Source organism: Acinetobacter sp. AOR41_HL (assembly GCF_027854645.1).
GTDB classification, from domain to species: domain Bacteria; phylum Pseudomonadota; class Gammaproteobacteria; order Pseudomonadales; family Moraxellaceae; genus Acinetobacter; species Acinetobacter nosocomialis.
Genome location: NZ_JAKTHZ010000047.1, coordinates 15389 through 35037, shown reverse-complemented (window position 1 = coordinate 35037; position 19649 = coordinate 15389). Strand labels below are relative to the sequence as shown.

The 19649-nt window shown below is 39.2% G+C and carries 19 protein-coding genes; 2 read left to right on the top strand and 17 right to left on the bottom strand.

The genetic code is table 11. The features are described 5' to 3' along the window. Positions 1 to 94 precede the first annotated feature (94 nt). The 6 genes from MKL35_RS17750 to rpe form a co-directional block, all read right to left on the bottom strand. On the bottom strand, positions 95 to 1090 hold the full coding sequence (locus MKL35_RS17750) for a cation transporter (protein WP_209796535.1): 996 nt from the start codon (positions 1088 to 1090) through the stop codon (positions 95 to 97). Between the two features lie 28 nt (positions 1091 to 1118). After that, a complete protein-coding gene (locus tag MKL35_RS17745; RefSeq protein WP_209796533.1) occupies positions 1119 to 1874 on the bottom strand; it encodes a copper resistance protein B in 756 nt (251 codons plus the stop codon). Continuing rightward, a complete protein-coding gene (locus MKL35_RS17740) occupies positions 1861 to 3798 on the bottom strand; it encodes a copper resistance system multicopper oxidase (RefSeq protein WP_106479758.1) in 1938 nt (645 codons plus the stop codon). The genes MKL35_RS17745 and MKL35_RS17740 overlap by 14 nt, the downstream gene beginning before the upstream one ends. Positions 3799 to 3838: 40 nt before the next feature. Continuing rightward, positions 3839 to 4234 (bottom strand): hypothetical protein, encoded by a 396-nt coding sequence (locus MKL35_RS17735; RefSeq protein ID WP_106479757.1) that lies wholly within the window; start codon positions 4232 to 4234, stop codon positions 3839 to 3841. Between the two features lie 101 nt (positions 4235 to 4335). After that, positions 4336 to 5157: a Cof-type HAD-IIB family hydrolase gene (locus tag MKL35_RS17730; RefSeq protein ID WP_106479756.1), complete on the bottom strand. Its 822-nt coding sequence runs from the start codon at positions 5155 to 5157 to the stop codon at positions 4336 to 4338. A gap of 356 nt (positions 5158 to 5513) precedes the next feature. Then, positions 5514 to 6200, bottom strand: a complete 687-nt coding sequence (gene rpe / locus MKL35_RS17725; protein WP_000043044.1) for a ribulose-phosphate 3-epimerase — start codon at positions 6198 to 6200, stop codon at positions 5514 to 5516. 184 nt (positions 6201 to 6384) lie between these two features. Between rpe and MKL35_RS17720 the strand changes: the two genes are divergently transcribed. Further along, positions 6385 to 6657, top strand: coding sequence for a DUF2218 domain-containing protein (locus MKL35_RS17720; protein ID WP_106479755.1), 273 nt, complete (start codon positions 6385 to 6387; stop codon positions 6655 to 6657). Here MKL35_RS17720 and fghA read toward each other — a convergent pair whose 3' ends face one another. The 6 genes from fghA to MKL35_RS17690 form a co-directional block, all read right to left on the bottom strand. After that, entirely contained in the window at positions 6658 to 7506 is an 849-nt protein-coding gene (fghA, locus tag MKL35_RS17715) for an S-formylglutathione hydrolase (RefSeq protein ID WP_106479754.1), read from the bottom strand. Further along, the gene (locus tag MKL35_RS17710) at positions 7475 to 8926 is read right to left on the bottom strand and encodes a C13 family peptidase (protein ID WP_017393207.1); all 1452 of its coding nucleotides are present in this window, start codon (positions 8924 to 8926) and stop codon (positions 7475 to 7477) included. The genes fghA and MKL35_RS17710 overlap by 32 nt, the downstream gene beginning before the upstream one ends. 136 nt (positions 8927 to 9062) lie before the next feature. Next, the gene (locus MKL35_RS17705; RefSeq protein ID WP_017393206.1) at positions 9063 to 9854 is read right to left on the bottom strand and encodes a class I SAM-dependent methyltransferase; all 792 of its coding nucleotides are present in this window, start codon (positions 9852 to 9854) and stop codon (positions 9063 to 9065) included. Between the two features lie 11 nt (positions 9855 to 9865). Continuing rightward, entirely contained in the window at positions 9866 to 10531 is a 666-nt protein-coding gene (gene tsaB, locus MKL35_RS17700) for a tRNA (adenosine(37)-N6)-threonylcarbamoyltransferase complex dimerization subunit type 1 TsaB (protein ID WP_004710482.1), read from the bottom strand. Between the two features lie 132 nt (positions 10532 to 10663). Continuing rightward, positions 10664 to 11191, bottom strand: a complete 528-nt coding sequence (locus MKL35_RS17695) for a gamma carbonic anhydrase family protein (RefSeq protein ID WP_080631653.1) — start codon at positions 11189 to 11191, stop codon at positions 10664 to 10666. A gap of 22 nt (positions 11192 to 11213) precedes the next feature. Next, positions 11214 to 11840: a CoA pyrophosphatase gene (locus MKL35_RS17690; RefSeq protein ID WP_006581515.1), complete on the bottom strand. Its 627-nt coding sequence runs from the start codon at positions 11838 to 11840 to the stop codon at positions 11214 to 11216. 114 nt (positions 11841 to 11954) lie between these two features. On the opposite strand from MKL35_RS17690, the gene MKL35_RS17685 reads away from it, so the two are divergent. Further along, positions 11955 to 12503: an NUDIX hydrolase gene (locus MKL35_RS17685; protein WP_000006666.1), complete on the top strand. Its 549-nt coding sequence runs from the start codon at positions 11955 to 11957 to the stop codon at positions 12501 to 12503. Between the two features lie 46 nt (positions 12504 to 12549). Here MKL35_RS17685 and filF read toward each other — a convergent pair whose 3' ends face one another. The 5 genes from filF to filB are packed head-to-tail and all read right to left on the bottom strand — an operon-like array spanning position 12550 to position 19564. After that, entirely contained in the window at positions 12550 to 14475 is a 1926-nt protein-coding gene (filF, locus tag MKL35_RS17680; protein ID WP_270914320.1) for a putative pilus system protein FilF, read from the bottom strand. Between the two features lie 18 nt (positions 14476 to 14493). Continuing rightward, entirely contained in the window at positions 14494 to 15831 is a 1338-nt protein-coding gene (filE, locus tag MKL35_RS17675; RefSeq protein WP_270914318.1) for a putative pilus assembly protein FilE, read from the bottom strand. After that, positions 15825 to 17489 (bottom strand): putative pilus system OmpP1/FadL family transporter FilD, encoded by a 1665-nt coding sequence (gene filD / locus MKL35_RS17670; protein WP_080660954.1) that lies wholly within the window; start codon positions 17487 to 17489, stop codon positions 15825 to 15827. Before filD ends, filE begins: the two co-directional genes overlap by 7 nt. A gap of 12 nt (positions 17490 to 17501) precedes the next feature. After that, on the bottom strand, positions 17502 to 18686 hold the full coding sequence (gene filC / locus MKL35_RS17665; protein WP_209796582.1) for a putative pilus system protein FilC: 1185 nt from the start codon (positions 18684 to 18686) through the stop codon (positions 17502 to 17504). A 44-nt stretch (positions 18687 to 18730) separates the two neighbouring features. Continuing rightward, positions 18731 to 19564 carry a putative pilus system C39 family peptidase FilB gene (gene filB / locus MKL35_RS17660; RefSeq protein ID WP_009499867.1) on the bottom strand — a complete coding sequence of 278 codons (834 nt, stop codon included), beginning with the start codon at positions 19562 to 19564 and terminating at the stop codon, positions 18731 to 18733. Positions 19565 to 19649 lie beyond the last annotated feature (85 nt).

Below are 19649 nucleotides of genomic sequence, written 5' to 3'. Positions count from 1 at the left end.
GGGGAGGTCGTTCCTCCTTATGTGAAGACTCAGTTTACTTTAAAATAAAAAATGAAGGCAAACCCGAACTCAAGCTTGCCTCTATCAGAAAATATTATTCATTTTTGAGTTGTAGAATTTTCCGAGCACCATTTAAAACAAACAAAACAATAATCAATCCAATAATTAAATCAGGATAACGAGAGCCAGTGATTGCAACTAATATTCCCGCAATAATGACACCTAAGTTTACGATGACATCATTGGCAGAGAATATATAACTCGCCTTCATATGTGCCCCACTCTCCTTATGATCTCTCATTAAATAAAGACAACTAACATTGGCTGCAAGCGCTAAACCACCAATTAAAATCATGAGAATTGAAACAGGTTCACTGCCGTATATAAAACGACGTAATACATCAACTAACACAATCATGGCTAAGCCAAACTGAAACCATCCAGAAATATGTGCAGCCTTTAATTGAGCATTGAGGTTTTTACCTACCACAAATAAAGCAATTCCATAAATTGCCGCATCGGCAAACATATCGAGTGAGTCAGCAATTAATCCTGTTGATGACGCAATGATGCCTGCCATAAATTCGATAAAAAACATCACTGCATTAATAAGTAACAACCATTGTAAAACCTGTTTTTGTGCTGCATTAGCTGAAGAGCTAACACGTACCTTTTTAGGCTTTTCAACGGGTTCATAGTGAGGTTGAGTTTGCTGTAACTCTGCCCCTAAACCTAGGCGTTGCAGGGTTTGGGTAATTTTTTCAGCTTCTGTACTGTGATACACCGCTAAATGCCGAGCAGGCAAATCAAAATCAAGTTCTTGAATATGTCCAGCATAAGGTGCTAACGCCATTCGCACCATCTGCTCTTCTGCTGCACAATCCATGTGAGGAATATGGTAATAACTCACCCATTGGATTTTATTTGCCATAGGTTCACTCGGCATAGAATATTCCTGAGTTGCTACGCTTGAACACCCACAGCTTGAGCAGCTTTTATTTACATTTATTTGATTCTCTTGTTTTTCTAAAGCCATCTTTGCACCATAACTGACACAAAAAACAATGCCATTAGTATAAACTAATGGCATGTCATTAAGCTTACTTTTTGTTCAGCAATTAAAATTTTAGTGTTAACCCTGCACCATAATACCAACCATTTTCAGAGTCGGTTCCAGTTTGCCAAGCAGTTTGTTTTAAACCTTTTTCATAACCATAACCGACATCAACAAATGGCATGACCTTTTTATTGATTTCATAACGGGTTTGAAAACCTGCCTGTAAACTCGATAATCCCGTTTTACTGGCATAGCGAGATTCATCTTGCAAAACAACGTTTGCTTTTAAATAGGGCTTACCAATCAACTTTTGGGTAAAGAGTAAGTCCCTTTCAGTCTCTAGGCTCAACTTCCATAACTGATCTTCACCTGCATAAAGATAAGCATCGGTTTCAAAAAAGTAAGGCGCCATGCCATGTAAACCCACTACACCAGCCCAACGTTCTTGCTTTTCGTCTTCCCGTTGTAAACGTTCATAGTTTACCCCAGCCTGTACATCCCAATAATCAGCTATATTGCGGCTATAAAGTACTGAACCGCCATAATTGGCATCTTCCGACTCGGCCTTTTCAACATGGGCTTTAATGAACAATTTATTTTCATCCGTTCCCACCCAGCTTTCCAATTCAGAAGAAAAACTGCCTTCACCCTTTTCATTTTGAGTCCAGCCAGTATCAATCTTAGTTGCTTGATAAACCTGTCCACCATGTTCGCGTAAATGATCGTGTGTTAAAGGTTCTTGAGCAAAAGCAAATAAAGATATACCCGAGAAAGCACCGCAACATATCATTTGAGAAAATAACTTAGTGATGCGCATGACTAGCTCCTTTCTCATTTTCAGATTGAACAGGTGGCTGTGATTGAGCTGGTTGTTGGCTGTCATTTACTTGAGCAACAATCAACTTATTCATCATTCCAGCACTCATGTGATAGAGCAAATGACAATGAATCGCCCATTCTCCCAAAGCATCGGCTGTCAATAACGCAGTAACGGTCTTTCCGGGTGGAACAATAACGGTATGTTTATTTGGTAAGTTTTCAGCTTGTTGACCATTTTCCAATTGCATAAACATGCCATGTAAATGCATTGGATGAGCCATCATGCTGTCATTTACAAACTTCAAGCGAATACGTTCGCCATATTTAACTTGTAATGGTTCAGCTTCGTTAAATTTCTTACCATTAATAGTCCAGATATAACGCTCCATGTTGCCCCCTAAACGAATGACTAATTCACGCTCGGGCGCACGAGTATCTGGCTGCGGTGTTAAAGACTGCAAATCACTATATTGCAGTGTTTTCATACCCGCTGGTGTTGAAGCATTTGCCCAGCCATAAACGGGTTCATCTTTTTTGGACTTATTCTCAGATTGCGCAGGCATCTCATGATTCATATTCATCATAGCGTGGTCATGCTCGCTAGCTGACATTGCCTGCATATCATGCTTCATTTCAGACATCGCTGACATGTCATGCTTCATTTGCATCATGGAATGATCATGTTCGCTAGATGACTTATTTTTCATGTCATGATCCATATTTATCATTGTAGAATCATGATTAGCATGGTTCGCTTCTTTTTTCATTTCAGGCATGGCCGACATGTCATGTTGCATGTTCATTTGATGGCCAGCATGTTCATCACTTGCCCCATCCCCATGACTCATGCCCATATCTTCCATGGTTAATAAAGCGCGTGGACGTGATGCTGGGATTTGAACCGGTCCTACAGCCTGTGCATTTTCATTATGCAAAGTACCGATAGCAAAACCACTGCGGTCAATAGACTCTGCCTCAATCTGATAATTTTCTTGTTTAGGCTCTACAATGACATCGTAGGTTTCAGCTGTACCGATACGAAACTCGTCAATTGCAACAGGCTTAACTGGCTGTCCATCTGCACTCACAACAGTCATTTTCAAATTTGGAATTCTGACATCAAAAAAAGACATAGCTGATGCATTAATAAATCGCAATCGAACCTTATCGCCCGCTTTAAAATTACCTGTCCAGTTTTGCTCTGGTGTCTTGCCGTTAACTAAGAAAGTATAACCCGTCACATCAGACATATCGGTTTTTAACATCCGCATCTGATTCCACATCGAACGATCTTGCCAAGTTGCTTTTAAGCCTTGTGCTTTAACTTGCTTCCAAACATCAGATACGGTTTCACGGCGGTTTTGATAATACTCAGCAGATTTCTTTAAATTCTTTAAAATACTATCGCTAGAAGACTGATGAAAATCTGAAAGCATCACCACATAATCACGGTCAGTTTTTTCATGTGCCGCAACGGGTATTTTTCCTTTTGGATAAATCACGAGTGGTCCATATAAACCATCTTGTTCTTGGCCTTTACTGTGGGCGTGATACCAATATGTGCCATTTTGTTTCACCTTAAAACGGTAAACAAAATCTCCGTTTGGCGCGATTCCTTTAAAACCATTGAAACCGGGTACACCATCCATTAACCCGGGTAGTAATAAGCCATGCCAATGTAAAGAGGTATCTTGATTCTTTAATTGGTTATGAACATGAATAACAGCCTCATCCCCTTCCTCAAACTCAAGAAGTGGGGCTGTAAACTTGCCATTTACGGTAATTCGTTTAAGGGGTTTGCCCGTAACATTGATCTGTTGTTCATTAATATTAAGGTGATACTCCTTAATTGCCGCGAGGGTCCATGGTGAAACCAATAGACCAAATACAGCGACGAGGCTGCTAATTGTTTTATGAGACATTGCTGTAATCCTTTTAACTAAAAAAATAAGTAAGAAAGGATTAAGCTTTTGGTGGGCGTAAGATTTCTTGCCAGTATCCAGCTAAATGCTGTGCCTGATAAATACTACTAAATTGAGATGTACTAGGAATAAATGATGTTTCAATATCTGGTACAGCTTGCTGTAAAGCCAGATTCACCATTTGACAATGGACTGGGTTACAGTCTCGGCAGTGTTCACCATGTTGATGAGAAACTTTAACCATAGATTGATGACATATCGCCTGATTATCAGCTTGAACATGCATAGTGTGATGTGTCATTTGCTTACTATGGCATGGCATTGTATGAAGATCATGCTGCATAGGCATCTGAGCAACAGACACGCCACTCCACCCAATGACCAAAGTCATTAGGAACACAAACCAAGCATACTTGCGTAAGTGTTGCAGCGTCATCATTTATTGCCTTGAGCAATCCATTTATCTATGGGGTATAAGCATAACCAAGTTTTAAAACAGATACAATTTTACATCTTAATTGATTGTTTTTATGGTCATTAAGCAAACGGAGGTTGATGCTGAAGAACTAAATCAATCACTTCTAGTGCACCTTCTCGTTCATTACTTCGTGTTGTATAAGGCGCTACTGCTTTTAAAGCTTCAATAGCATTTTCAACCGCAAACCCATAACCTGCTGCTTTGATCATCTGGATATCATTATTGTTATCGCCAATCGCAACCACTTGATTGGCTTCAATCTGCCATTTATGTAGTAATAGCTTCAAACCATGCGCTTTATGTTGATCTGGAAGGATCAAATCAATAAAACCAAAGCCACTAGAAACAGGCACTAAAACCTTATCTGCTACGAAGCTTTGCTTCTGAAAATGTTCAAAAATTGCAAAACTTTCGTTTTCCTGAGCAGTAAAAGTAATTTTACATACCAGATCATCTAACGCATAAAAGTCATCGATAACTGTCAGCTTCTCAAAATATCGAGCGACTTTAGCGTAGTCCTCTGCATTCATACTCGTATGTACATAAGCACTCTGTTTTCCGCAGATCACCATTTTAGAGGTATATACTGGGTCAATCGCATTTAAAATCTCAATGAATTGCTCTTTGCTTAAATGAGCAAAAGCGAGTTCTTGCCCTGCATCTACAACATGTGCCCCATTTTCTGCAATGAAAGCAATTTCATGATTAATTTCTGGAAAATAAGTAACAAGCTTTGCAAGTTGGTTACCACTGGCCACCACAAAATGAATATTATTTTGTTTTAGTTGTTCATACTGTTTTAAAAAACGTGCTTTGTTGTACTGCTTCTTAGAATTAAGAAAAGTCCCATCCATATCTACCGCTAAAATTTTTACTGTCATTAATGATCTAGGTCTCTTACTAAAATCTTATTAAATCAAATTTAGCTTTATTTTTCATGACACTTTTACAGTTTTCTATTCAATATATTTTAAAAAGTTTTACACAAGCCCTCTCGTTTTTTGCACAGGTTATTTTTTAGCAAAGCTTAATAAAAAAACAGATCCAAAAATATCCTGATAGAATAGAAAAAGAACGCCAAAGCGTTCTTTTTTCATACATTTTGTTTAGAGAATAAACGGTTGATCTCATTTTGTTTATTTTACCAACATCTTATCCATATGGTTATCAACACAGTTATCCATACAGTTATAAACAAAGTTATCCACAAGTTTACTCTCAGCTTAATATTCTTTTTTTAAGCGTCTACACTACCGACTTTTGCAAGCTCTGCACGCATTTGATCAATTACAACTTTATAATCTGGTTGACCAAAAATTGCCGAGCCAGCAACGAACATATCTGCACCAGCTTCTGCAATTTCACGAATGTTTGCAGGACCAACACCACCGTCTACTTCTAAACGGATATCACGGCCGCTTGCATCAATAATTTTACGCGCTTCACGTAATTTTTCTAAAGTCATTGGAATGAACTTTTGCCCACCAAAACCTGGGTTTACACTCATTAATAAAATTTGGTCAACTTTATCAAGAACATAGTCTAGATAATGCAATGGTGTTGCTGGGTTAAAAACTAATCCTGCTTTAGCACCACCAGACTTAATAAGCTGTAATGAACGGTCAATGTGATGAGAAGCTTCTGGGTGGAACGTAATGATATCTGCGCCTGCTTCTAGGAAATCACCAATAATACGGTCAACTGGAGATACCATTAAATGCACATCAACAGGAGCTGTAATTCCATAATTTTTTAAAGCCTTACACACACCTGCACCAAAAGTTAAATTTGGAACATAGTGATTATCCATCACATCAAAATGCACTACATCGGCACCTGCAGCTAACACTTTGTCTACATCTTCGCCTAAACGAGCAAAATCGGCAGATAAAATAGAAGGAGCAATCAAATAAGGCTTGGACATAGGTGGATGACCTGGCTAAAAATTTAAGGAGAGGCTAAAAATTATAACAAAAAAGAACCTACTTGGCCCGCTCTTCCTTGCTTAAATGGCAACATTTCAAACTTGCAACGTAACGTTGCAGCAATAGAATGCCAAGTACTAAATGAATTTGTTAAGGTACATTAAACCAATGTGAGGATTGATAATGAAAAGCACAACTCATCTATTAACAAACGATGGAAAACGCATTGCAAAACGTCTAGTTAATCATTGGAAACATAAATTTGAAGTACAAGAAACTGAACAAGATTTTAAAATCTTAATGCCTACCGCAACCATTACACTTGCACCTCAGACAGAACAATTAAATGTTGCCATTGATAGCCAGTTAGATGACCATGACCACTTGGAAAAAGTTGTCCTTGATCATCTAAACCGTATGGCTCAACAAGAATTTCAAGTGGAATGGCAGCACTAATTATTCGCCAGCGACCTTTTCCAACTGGATTGCATGAAACTGCAAATGCTCATCCATAAAGGTCTGGATAAAATAATAGCCATGATCATAGCCAGCATGTTGTCTTAAAGTTAAAGGCTGTCCTGCCTTTAAACATGCTTGCTTAAATTTTTCAGGGTGAAGTTGTTCATAAAATTGGTCATCTAACCCCTGATCCACCAAAATTTCATTAAATACCGCACCATTTTTTGTGACTAAAGCTGTGGCATCATGAGCTAACCAGCTATCGCGATCTGCACCTAAATAATGGCTAAACGCTTTTTCACCCCATGCACATTCACTTGGCGCGCAAATCGGTGCAAAGGCAGATACCGACTTAAACTTGTTAGGGTATTTAAAAGCTAAAGTTAAGGCGCCATGTCCCCCCATCGAATGCCCAAAGATACCGACTTGTTGAGCATTGACTGGAAAACTTTTTAAAATAAGTGGATATAACTCATCGATTAAATAGCTTTCCATCCGATAATGCTCAGACCAAGGCGCTTGCGTTGCATTAATATAAAAACCCGCGCCTTGACCTAAATCCCAATTGTCACCTACTGCGACTTGTTCACCACGAGGAGAAGTATCTGGTGTAATCAGTATGAGGCTAAGCTGTGCGGCCATGTGTTGTGCATGGGCTTTGATTGCAAAAGTTTCCTCAGTACACGTTAAACCCGCTAAGTAAAACAAAGTTGAGCAAGGTTTACCTTCCAAAGCTGCAGGTGGCAAATAAACACCAAACTTAGTAGAGCCCTTTAATAATTGAGAATCGAACTGGTAAATGCGCTGCTCACCTTCAAAGCAGCGGTTTTTTTGCAGGAGTTGCATCGTTTTTAGCCTCTGTTTGTGTTTGAGCAATATTTACACTACCTGTGCTTTGCTGTGGGAAAAGATATTTTTCCAACTGAGGTAGCATAAGCTCCATATTCTTACCAATCATCCATTGCGGCTCTGAAGGTTCTACACCTTGAGCGACTTCCCATTTGGTTACGGTTTGCTTAGCGGCATTAAACGAATCTTTCATAGAAGACTGCTCTCGCATCGCCAAATCAAAGAAAGCTCGTCCAAAATAAGTATAGTCAGCTTCGTTATTACAACCGAACGAAGTTTTATCCGCAGCAGATGCCGTAATAATTAATGTATCAGGTGACTGTAACGCCGGAATAAAGCTTCCCGAGTAACAGGCGGAAATGACAATTACACGCCAACGGATCCCCGCTTTATCGAGCGTTTCACGTAACCATTTCGGATCGACTTGCCCCAAATCTAGAGGCGCATTTTCAATTTCAAAATGGTTTTGTTCACCATGTGATGTCATATATAAAAAGAGCACATCACTGTCACGATTCATTTGCTGGCCCATACGGCGTAGAGCCAACTCTATACTAGTTTTAGACGCAATCGGAATTTCGGTTCGAGTATCTGGATTATTGACTAGCATCATCGAACGTCCGACAGTGCCGAAACGTGTATCGAATTGTTCTTTAATACGAACCACTTCCGATTTAAAAACGTCTTGATAACTGTCGCCTGCAACACCCAAGAAATACCAATGACTTTTCGCTAGCTCACCATATTGAACTTGCTCTAAAGCATCATGAAGTAATTTACTTTGTGCATAAAAAGCATCTTCGGCAAAAGTAGGTGGAGAATCTTCCACTTTCCAAATAGGCTGATCTTTTACGGAAAGTTGCCAAACCACCATGGTCGCAATGGTCGCAACCATAACCAATGCTCGCTCCCACCAAGGCCACTTAAGCTCACGTGAGAATACCCAAATGACCGCCAAACTTTGCCACACAAAAAGTGCTACAAACAAACCGGGTAAAATACCGTTATAAATAGCGTCGGGAACAAAGTTCAAATAACCATTAGAGCCCAGATATTGAATTAAACATTGAATTAATAAAATATTGGTATCTAAAACTAGCCACAGTAAGGCTGGAACTAACATTAAACGCGGCTGATTAATACGCTGTGATAAAAAAATACCAACAATAAGCGCAATAAAAGGCCAGAGTGCGTACCCAATTAGGCCTTGGGAGTTAAAATCACCCATTTGACCAGCTACGAGCCAGCTATAAAGTGAGTTGGTACATCCGCCTAATATTCCCCAAACTATAAGTTGAAGAATAGAGGGATGTACGATCTGTAAGGAACGTCTTGACCCCAAAAATAACCACATTCCGGCAAGCTGGTTACTTTTAAAATCATGCCAAAAGTTAATGGAGGGTTTGAGATCAATCATAAAAAGGTTTCAAAAATTTCGTTTTTGTCAGGCATCATAAGTGTATGCCTGCTAAGAATTTTAGCAATCATGCTTTTGAACTATATCACATATATTTGTGCATTATTCAAGCAATAAAACTTAACCTTACATAAGCTTACTGAAAGTAAGCATCAAAACGACAAGCATCCCCCTGCCACTGATGAGCTGGCTCTTGATTTGCTAAGAAAACAGCATGGCGTGGACGTTTTACAATCACTCGCTTGGCAACTTTTTTGGCCAAATCAAGCAAATTATCTCCCAAATCCATTTCTCCATCTTCGGGTAAAAGTAAATGCAAAAGCTGCATCTGCTTTTTGACCTGGGCTTGTTTTTTAATTGCTTGTTGGTTTTGGTCGCGCTGTGGGAACATCGGGTCAAGGTAGACTACATCAACCGTTTGTGCGTCTTGATCTAATTGCTGTAAATAGCTTGCAGAGTCAGCAAAGATTAGTTGAATACGATCTATAAATTGACTTAAAAATGGATCACGCTGTGCCTGAGCTTTTGAATCTTCAAGTAAAGTAAATAAAATCGGATGACGCTCAACAAGCTGGATTTGGGCACCCAGATAAGCCATAAGTAAGCTGTCATGACCTAAGCCCGCTGTAGCATCGACCAGTACTGGCTTTTCCCCTAACTGACAAGCACGAGCAATCATTTCCGATTTAAGACTTGCTCGTTTTAAACGTGGGATTTCAGCTTTCCAGTCAGGCTGCATTTTCATGCCGTTCGCAGATAACCAAAGTCCGTTTTCATCTACACAAAGTGCTAATTCAGGATTTAAACGTAAAAAACGGGCATTGAGCTTTTCAATCGGCTGTAAATCGGCAGCCACGCCTCTAGAAGAAAGCACAGCTTGATAATGCTGTGCTTGTTCTTGAAAATCCACTTCAAAATATATATGCATGCGCAGTGCCTTTACTTTGCTTTACCCTGATCCGCAATTTTTTTCCATGCATCATCACGCAAGTAAACCGGTAAAGCATGTTCAGCATCAACCCACTGCTTTTGGGCAGCATAGACACGTGCAATCGAAGCAATGTCTTGTGCAGTGGCAGTGATTGTTTGATACTCTGCATCAGCTTGAAGAAGTTTAGCACCTGAACCAATCAAGCAATGCTTTGCATAGGCAGCCGCTTGCTCGTAGTTCATTAATTTTTCTTCATCGATACACTGCATGATGCCTTGCTCATCTAGAACAAAACTTGCAATGTAAACTTCGTTCATACGTGCATCGAGTACCGCAGTTACCTGCTCTAATCCTTCAAGTCGGTAAGCCGCTTGTGCGAGAGCTTGCAAGGTAGAAACGGGAACCACAGGTAAATCTTGTGACCAAGCTAAAGCCTGAGCAACAGCAGCATTAATTCGAACACCACTAAAAGAACCTGGCCCTCGGCTAAAGGCAATTGCATCTAAACCAGCTACGTCAAGTTCGGTTTGTTGTAACCCTTGCTCAATCATTGGCAGAATGGTCTGAGTTTGTGCTTTCGCTCGCGTATCGAGTTGGAAAAATAGTTCTTGGGTTTCATCAATTAATGAAATGGAACATTGCTCGTTTGCAGTTTCCAACGCCAGCAGTTTCATGCACAACCTTAGTATTCAATCAGATTAAAAACGGAAGTTATGATACCCCACTCGGCCCTGTTAGGCGAGTTGTTCCTATCTAAATAAAAATGCCAAGCGAGTGCTTGGCATAGAAAATATCTTACTAAAATTTTAAAAGTGAAATTCTTTCAAATCGGTATAGCTTTTAAAGTGTTCAGCATAATGTAGTGCGCTCAAACGTATTTTTGCCGCGCCATCTTCATCCAAAGTTTTCACAATTTTGCCTGGTGAACCCATCACTACTGAGTTATCTGGAATCACTTTACCTTCTGGTATTAAAGCATTAGCACCAATAATACAGTTCTTACCAATCACAGCTCGATTTAAAATGACGGCGTTCATACCAATCAAGCTATTATCACCAATCGTACAACCATGCAGCATGACTTTATGTCCGACCGTGACATATTCACCAATATTTAGCTCAAGTCCAGCATCAGTATGTAATACAGAATTTTCTTGAATATTAGAAAAATTACCAATGCGCACTATACAATTATCGGCACGTACTACAGCACCAAACCAAATACTGACCTGACGGCCTAATTCTACTTGTCCAATAAGCGTTGCGGTTGGAGCAACCCAGCCATCCCATGGCTCATGTAAGGCTTTTGGATGCTGTCCTTGATAGCTATACATCATAATTTATCAGTCCTGATCTTTATTTTTTATGAGAAAATTTTGGCATTCCAAACGTTGGTGAGTTCAGTAGAAATGGCCACTCTTTTTGGTAGCCTAAACCATATTTAAATAAGGCAATTAACATCCGCGCTGTGAGGCCCCAAATAATTTCATTATCAATCTGCAAGCTTGGGAAGTATAAAGATTGATGAGCATATCGAACTTCATATGGCGTCGGACGCGTCTCTATAAGTTGCTGTAAAGGCACAAAGAAAATTCGATCAATTTCGGTGGGCTGAGGAATTAAAGTTACCTCAGGAGGAATAAGCCCAACAATCGGTTTTACAGACAAGCCACTTCTTGCACGTTGCATAGGCAGATCACCTAGCAACTGCACATCAAACGGATTTAAAGCCGTCTCTTCTTGAGCTTCTCTTAGCGCTACAACAATATTACTTGTATCACTAGGGTCACGTTTGCCACCCGGAAAAGAAACCTCCCCCGCATGGTTGTTCATATGTATTGAACGGCGTGTAAGCAGTACCTTAGGATTATTTTCATTTGTAATCGCAATCAGTACTGCAGCTTGTGCTTCTTGTATGCGGGTGGAAAAGCGCAATCTTTGCTGTAACTTTTGTGTTAGCAAGTGCTCTTCCATACCATTCACCTATTATTCTGTCTCTCTTTGCATCATATCTGAAAATCAAACTTAGGGAATAGAGTTGATGCGTAAGTCTAAAAATTCAGTTATGCTGAGGCATCTCTATACTCGATGATAATTATGAGTTTCTGTGTAGCGTGTGGGCATAAAACCGAACAAAAAATTCCTTTAGGTGATCATAAAGTACGCCGTGTTTGTACTCATTGTGGAAATATTCATTATGAAAACCCCAAAGTAATCTGCGGTGCCTTAGCGTTATGGGAAGATAAAGTACTCCTCTGCCGTCGTGCAATTGAGCCTCGTTATGGCTTATGGACTTTGCCCGCTGGTTATATGGAATTGTTCGAAACCATGGAACAAGGTGCGGCGCGAGAAACTCGTGAAGAAGCAGAAGCCGAAATTGAAATAGAACAACTTTACTGTATGTACAATATTCCTCGTATTGGTCAAATTTATGTACTTTTCAAAGCCCAGCTAAAAGATGGACTTTTTGGTGCGGGGGAGGAAAGCATAGAGAGCCGATTATTTGAAGAGCATGAGATTCCATGGGGTGAACTTGCCTTTCCGAGTGTCGAACACACACTCAGACATTATTTTGAAGATCGTAAAAAACAAGTTTTTCCAACGCACCTAGAAACACTAGGAACTCGTTTAGACCATACAGGTTAATTTAGTTAATAAAAAAGACCGCTTTCACGGTCTTTTTTTATGGTTTTTATTTTGTCTTAATTTGATAACAATCAGCCGTTCTAATCGTTATCGTTCCACTCATTCGCTCAGCTAAAGCTTTATCCTCTTCTGTAGGAGCTGGGCTCACATCCTTAATATTATTATAGACTCGTTGATAGAAGGCATATGGATTTAACCATGAAACTGTCTTGTTATCATAAGTTGTAAGGTTAATACCATTTAACTGCCCTTGTAATAAGTTGGCAACGTTAATTTTTGCCCCACTTACAATCAGTGTTTGACTACCAGTTGCAGTAGTACCTTGAACAACATTCGAATTTAAACCAGCCAAAATACCATTGAGATTACCGAGCTTCGGTTCAGCAAAAATCATTTTTACTGTAATTGATTTGTCATTTGAAGAAGACTCTGTACCACCGGTTGTCCCTATACGATACTGTTGAACGCCATTGTTATCAATTAAAGTGTTATCTGAGACCACTCCACACTGTCCAGACATATCTGTTGCTGTTGCATTAGGTTTAATATCAGTACGAATGTCACCATTTTCATCAATCACAATACCTAAATCGATTGGTGAAATTCCAGCAGTATCAAATTTAATATTTAAAGTACCATATAACGGGAAAATATAAGTTTGCCCTGAGCTCACATTTTTTGAAGTTCTAAAGATATCTTTTGCAAGATAACTTGCTGGAGTTACTTTATAGATGTCTAGCGAACCATTATAGTTTTGATTACCTATACTCTGGCGCCATAACGCATATTGTTGAGGATTTGGTGTTTTACTATTTGTTGCACCTAAATAAAGACTTTCGCGACCAGCAATAAATGAATCATTTAATAATTTACCTTGATAAATCAGTAAATCTTCAGCGCTATTAGGTGAAGCTTTTAAATGGAATGGTTGCGTCGATTTAATCTCAGCTTGTAATGGATCGAGCCATGTGGTTTGAGCATTCGCTGTAAGTTGAGCTGGCTTAGATTTAGTTAATACTTCCATTACTGCTGTAACTGTTGAGTTACTTGTAGTAGTACTTGTACCTTTCCACTGTAAGCCGTAACCAAATGTATAACCTTGGCGATCTGAGAGTAAAAATAAATTGCCTATTACGTGTTGGGTATTAGCAGCATTTTTTGGACAATCCTCTAAATTAGCTAAATTACATCCATAAAAATTTTCTGAAATTAAGTTTGGTTGAGCTAAGGTCAAGTAATCTGACTGATATAAACCTACCAAACTCAAATGAGTCAATTGAGTTACTAAAGCAAAAGCCTGATTATCATCAATTTGGCTAACATCTAACCAAGGTTTCAAGATACTGGCGTATGCTCCACTTTGCCATTCAGCAGCAGTAATATTTTGAAGTACTACATTTAGCGTATTTTTCTTATCTTCGGTAAATAGTGTAGGTTGTATATCTCCCACTACATTATCACCACGCTCTAAACCAACGCTTTGAAAGAGTTTAACCAAGGCCATTGCTACACGGATGGTTGGATCATTTTGACTTAATGAAGCAGGTGCTACACCTGTTAAAGCCGTAGCCATATCCATAACTTTCAAACGTGGCGGAACGACCACCTTAATCTTTGAAATATTATCTAATTGAACAGAACCTAAATCGATCTTTGTTTTAGTTTGAGTGCCTTGTAAAAAGAAATTTGCTGTATCACCAAGTTTACATGTACCAACCACACTGTTTCCTGAAGCTTTAGTAACAAAACTCTGATTTGCAGCACTACTACAGGTAAAATTAAGACCAGCAATGGGATAATCGAGTGAAAACTGTAAGCAGTCACTATTTGATGCATCACAACTTCCATTTGCATTTGAACTACCAGAACCACTTGTAGGATCTTCATTAATGGTTGAGCTACCACCGCCACAACCATTCAGCATGATTGCTAATGTGGTTAATGCAAAAGGCCATAATAATTTTTTATTCATTAGATACCCTACTTATTTTTAACGTAATACTGAAATTTGAATCTGTCCCTGATTTGATAACTCTTGTTCTGCTACATCTATTGAAGAAGATAAAGGAGTTAACATCATATAACGCGCATGAGGCGGCACTCTTAAAGTACCTTGAATCGATGCATGTTGTAATATCGTAGAAGGATAAGACTTGCTCTTGAAACCACTTGCCCCTTCTAAAATACAGCCCTTCTCATCTAAGAATATAGCTAAAGGCCAATAATATAGAGGTGCGGAATTACTCGCTGCAAATGACATAAGTTGTAAATGTTGTACAGATGGATCTAGTTTTACCAACTCATATTCAAACTTTTCTTTTAATGGCTTTCGAGGCCATAAATTTACTTCTTTTTTAGCTCCAAGCACTTTGATTGACTTTTTATAGCCTTGAACAAAACATTTATCTTGCTCAAAAGTCGTTTCTAATTCTTTTTGAGACAGTCGTATATAAGTTGGAGCTAAAACAATCGCTCCTTGATCTTCCTGAGATTGCTTATTAAACAATTGTTCTAAAGTAGACTTGCTTACACCTTTTTTTCTTTCGATAAACTCTGTTCTTCCAAGTCCATCCGGCATAACATAAAAGCGTTTTTTACCTTCAAGATTAAATTCCTGATCTTCAAGATATTCATTATTTACATACTCTACGCCATCAATACTTGTAAATTTAGATCGATCATTTGAAGGATCTGGTATTGAAACAGTTTGAGAAGTACTTTGTGAAGATGAATAAATTTTTGCTGGAACACTTTCTGTCTTAACGCTACTAGTCTGTTTTGTAACTTCCTCCTTCTGAGCTTTACTCATTCTTAAAGGAAGCTCCGGTGCAGTCGGTGCAGTCGGTGCAGTCGGTGCAGTCGGTGCAGTCGGTGCAGTCGGTGCAGTCGGTGCAGTCGGTGCAGTCGGTGCAGTCGGTGCAGTCGGTGCAGTCGGTGCAGTCGGTGCAGTCGGTGCAGTCGGTGCAGTCGGTGCAGTCGGTGCAGTCGGTGCAGTCGGTGCAGTCGGTGCAGTCGGTGCAGTATTTAATTTTTTTGTAGGATGTGGTTCAAACTTTTTAAACTCTTTTGAATTCTGAACATTTTCTTTAGATGCTTCTTGAACAGGTGTAGCATTTACATGCGGTTGTACAACTTGTTTCGGTGCTTCTACTTTACTCTTGGATTGCTTTTGTTCTACTTTTTTACTGGGTACAATCATTGGACGACCATCTGGACCAATGATTGTAAAGAAACCATCTGCATAAGATACAGAAACGCTTGCTACCGCAATACATAAAGTCGAGATAGCAAATTTAGGTCGAAACATCGATTTATATTGTTTTACCATTTTGTTCTATAGCTCAAACCAAGCACTGTGATTTTTGTATTCGTTTTTACATCTAGGCCCGAATAAGGGTTCAATAAAATATTATCGACACCACACTTATTCGACAATGTACTCGTACAGGCTGGAATATTGTCACGACTACGCAAGAAACCCACTGAAAGGTCTAGATCTGTATCTGCGTCAAAACGATAACCTAAGCCAAGACCAAATAATTGTGCATTATTGATCGGAACCATGGTATTACGTTTATCATCAGGTATCGAACTAGCTCGAGGCTCGTAACCAGCCCTTAATTTCAAACGATCGGTTGCTGAATATTCAAGACCAATTCCCCAACTCCACGGCGAGGTAAATTTCAATGGCAATGCCAATGAATTATCGGTAACGTCATTAGATAAAAGCTTAGCCACTTTTAATAGCGTAATTTGACGATCGAACTCAAACTTAAACTTATCCCAAGCCGAATAGTCAGTCCATCCTACGTCAAAATTAACTTGCAAATCGGGTAAGATTTTATACTTAATACCTGCTTGAAAATGTGCAGGGTATTCAAGATCCATAGCGACTAAACCAGACTCAATATTAGGTACATTGCCCGGTAGACCTAGAATTGCAGCTAAAATTTGTCCTGTAGCAGATGAGTTAAGACCCTTAATAAGTTCTTGAGGTGCTCTGGCATTATCAATCATATACTTGCCTTTTAAACGCATTTTGGCAGCACTTTGATAAACCATACCAAAGCCAAAATCATCAGTTGGCTCCCAGAGTAAACCTAGGTTATAACTTGGGCTTAATGATTGTTCTAAAGACACTTGTAATGCGCCCATTTTATTAAATGGATTCATGCCTTCTTGAGCATTACACATACCAAATAATAGTAAGTCCGTAATCATGTCACTATTATTTTTAAAAGGTGCACATACCACTTCATCAACCATACGCAATACACCAATCATCTCATTGGGAAAACGTAGATCGGTTTTCAGTGCGATTGCGTTATAGGACATTCCTACTGAAGCACCAAGTGATAAATGGTCATTTACTTGATAACCAAAAGATGGTGATAAATAGGTAATTCTCTCTACTGCAACTTGCTGCCCCATATAGTTACCAGGGTTACCATTCTCTGCTCCAAACCCTGCTACCAAGGGTGCATATACTGCTGTCGCATAAGTAACTTTTGAACCAGGTGGCTTATAGGCGATTCCGGCTGTAGGAGCAACTAGAGGATATCCTGCTCCAAGATCAACCATTTTTTTTAGGATCGGCACATATAAGCTTGCGTACTCGACGTCACCATGTACTGTCCCTTTGAAATCTGTACAGATATTAGCAGAAACTTCCGGACCATCATTACAAACGAGAGGGTCATCTGAATAACCAAAAATGTTATAACCAGGGGGCGCAGAAAACTCACGCTGAATATCAAAGTTAGCAAGAATTCCCTGTACATCGGTTTGCAACCCATCAATTTTTGCTAAGGCTGCGGGGTTAAAATGAACTGCACTAATACCTGGAGGATCTGCAGTTACAGCATTCCCCATCGATAGTGAGCGAATATCAACAGCTAAGTTTTGTCCTAATTGAGCATTGGCAAAGCTAGAAAAACCGGAGATAACAATTGCCGCCGTTAGAGGACATAATTTAGGATATTTCACCTGCATATCTCCTTATTTTTGTTTTTTGTTAAAACCTAAAATATCTAACGGGAACGACAAACCAAGTGAAATATCTGGTGCATCTTCTGTTAAACCAATGCCAACAGTACCGTTAACAATGGTATCTGGCGAAACACGAACACCTAGAGCAAAAGATAGCATTCCGCTACTTTGGTCTGGTGATTTATAAGACTCTCCATTATTAAATTGGAATTCGGCATTCATGTTGAAACTTTGCTGATATGACATCGTTAGAGACACGTCATAGTTAAACGAGTATGCAAAACCAAATGAGAAACCACCGCTAATCCCAGGATCAAAAGATTCTAAAATACGTGAACCGCGTGCTTGGTTAAGACCGCTTTCTTTAAAACCATAGTTAGCGGATGCAGAAGCAAAGAGAACGACTGGATCAATATATTTACGGGTACTCGCTCCTACACCAACAGAATAATAACCTTTACCTGTTGACAACTCATCTAAACCGATCTCATAAGGACTATCACCTGTTTTAGTAGATACACTACCAAAAAGTACGAGTGGCAAACGTCCTTGCTTTAACGGGAAAGGTTCCCAACGTGCACCCAAAGAAATATCCCCTAAACCAGCTGTTGTTTTATCTTTAATAATTTCAGACTTTGCAACGAAAGGAAGAGTTGCTGATAGAGTTAAGTTATCTAATACCCCATACTGAAAGGTGAAACTGTTCGTCAATGTATGGTTAGCATCTTCCTCAACACGTAAACGGTTAAGTTGAGAAGAACTATCCGATAAAGCCAAATCAATACGGGTATCGCGGTAGTAAGTGTAATCAAGGTCATAATAAGAAGAAATTACGCCCTTCTTAATCAAAGAATATTGGCGTTCATTTGAAGTAAATACTTCTTGTAAATTTGTTTCCTGACTAGCATCACCTTCTTTTTTCTGTAACGCACTTGCAGCTTGATGTGCCTCACTATTTGGAGCTGGGGCTGCGGCATTCGTATCTACTGCATTCGATGCTTGCGTAGTATTATCTGTTGTAGCTGAACTAGAGGTTGTAGCTTCTGAAGAGTTAGAGCTTTCTGTTCCATTTGCTACAGCCTGATTCGAACCAGATACTTGAGGTTGTTGTACTTGATCTTCGGCATAGATTGTCCCTGTAATGGCACTCATACTTAAGGCCAACACACTCATCTTCATCCATCGATTATTCATGTTTTTCCCACCCAATTTATTTATTTTACTAACTTTAAATTTGTCTATTTACGTTTGTAATAAAGACGCATATAGGTTTCTATCGGCTTTCCATATGTTGCAGAATGACTATCGCTGTCTAGCACAAGTCTCATGGTTGAAGCTTTATTTGCCGTACGTTCGTAATTAAACGCTGGATATTGCACATCAACAAAAGCATATTTATTGACCGTTGCATCTTCGACATGACGCATATCTGCATCTTTTAATGCCAATAGATCTTTACGCTGTGATTCAGGAACAGAAATAACAAATAAAGTATTATTATCCCAAATTTGTTTAAAACGACTTTCATCAAAGCTGATATTCCCTAAAGCAGGGTCAGCTACATATACTCTTCCATCTTTATAAGCTTTATATACGACAAAATGTTTAAAACCAGCATATGAAATAGGCACAATTGCAGGCTGACCGAGTTTAACTAAATCAGAAAACTCACCTCGGTAACCACCGCTGTCTAAACCAATTGCTGTGACAAAACGCTTCATATCAAGTAATGAGAAACTTCGGCGTTCAATAATGCGCTGATATTCACCATATTGAAGCAAACCACTCATTGTTTGCTGTTCAGTTAAACTCGTTCCCACATAGCCATTTAATAAAGTCGTAAGTGCAGCAGAGCCACAACTATAATCATAGGCTTGTCGAACAATGCCACGAAACTGGTCTTCTACAGCCGGTTTTATTGTGACAGGTTCAATATGGTTTCGATGAAATGATAAATTACGTGAATCGGCAGTCTCTGTATAATAAACAGTTCCCGGCGGCTTTTTTTCTATTTCGAAGGCTTCTGTCGCAAAGTAATACATCAATGCTGAGCCTAAAACTATCTCTAACATAAGCACTTGGTCTAAATGGTGGCCTAACCGGCCTTATTCATTTTATTCTTAGAGCAATAGCTCTACATCCCTGTGTGTTGAAGAT

Coding starts and splice junctions, on each gene's coding strand:
- MKL35_RS17695 (WP_080631653.1), bottom strand. CDS start 11,191: ATGTATAGCTATCAAGGACAGCATCCAAAAGCCTTACATGAGCCATGG.
- MKL35_RS17735 (WP_106479757.1), bottom strand. CDS start 4,234: ATGACGCTGCAACACTTACGCAAGTATGCTTGGTTTGTGTTCCTAATG.
- rpe (WP_000043044.1), bottom strand. CDS start 6,200: ATGTCCAAGCCTTATTTGATTGCTCCTTCTATTTTATCTGCCGATTTT.
- filF (WP_270914320.1), bottom strand. CDS start 14,475: ATGAATAAAAAATTATTATGGCCTTTTGCATTAACCACATTAGCAATC.
- MKL35_RS17730 (WP_106479756.1), bottom strand. CDS start 5,157: ATGACAGTAAAAATTTTAGCGGTAGATATGGATGGGACTTTTCTTAAT.
- MKL35_RS17710 (WP_017393207.1), bottom strand. CDS start 8,926: ATGATTGATCTCAAACCCTCCATTAACTTTTGGCATGATTTTAAAAGT.
- fghA (WP_106479754.1), bottom strand. CDS start 7,506: ATGCAACTCCTGCAAAAAAACCGCTGCTTTGAAGGTGAGCAGCGCATT.
- MKL35_RS17720 (WP_106479755.1), top strand. CDS start 6,385: ATGAAAAGCACAACTCATCTATTAACAAACGATGGAAAACGCATTGCA.
- MKL35_RS17740 (WP_106479758.1), bottom strand. CDS start 3,798: ATGTCTCATAAAACAATTAGCAGCCTCGTCGCTGTATTTGGTCTATTG.
- filC (WP_209796582.1), bottom strand. CDS start 18,686: ATGAATAATCGATGGATGAAGATGAGTGTGTTGGCCTTAAGTATGAGT.
- filE (WP_270914318.1), bottom strand. CDS start 15,831: ATGGTAAAACAATATAAATCGATGTTTCGACCTAAATTTGCTATCTCG.
- tsaB (WP_004710482.1), bottom strand. CDS start 10,531: ATGAAACTGCTGGCGTTGGAAACTGCAAACGAGCAATGTTCCATTTCA.
- MKL35_RS17745 (WP_209796533.1), bottom strand. CDS start 1,874: ATGCGCATCACTAAGTTATTTTCTCAAATGATATGTTGCGGTGCTTTC.
- filB (WP_009499867.1), bottom strand. CDS start 19,564: ATGTTAGAGATAGTTTTAGGCTCAGCATTGATGTATTACTTTGCGACA.
- MKL35_RS17750 (WP_209796535.1), bottom strand. CDS start 1,090: ATGCCATTAGTTTATACTAATGGCATTGTTTTTTGTGTCAGTTATGGT.
- MKL35_RS17685 (WP_000006666.1), top strand. CDS start 11,955: ATGAGTTTCTGTGTAGCGTGTGGGCATAAAACCGAACAAAAAATTCCT.
- MKL35_RS17705 (WP_017393206.1), bottom strand. CDS start 9,854: ATGCATATATATTTTGAAGTGGATTTTCAAGAACAAGCACAGCATTAT.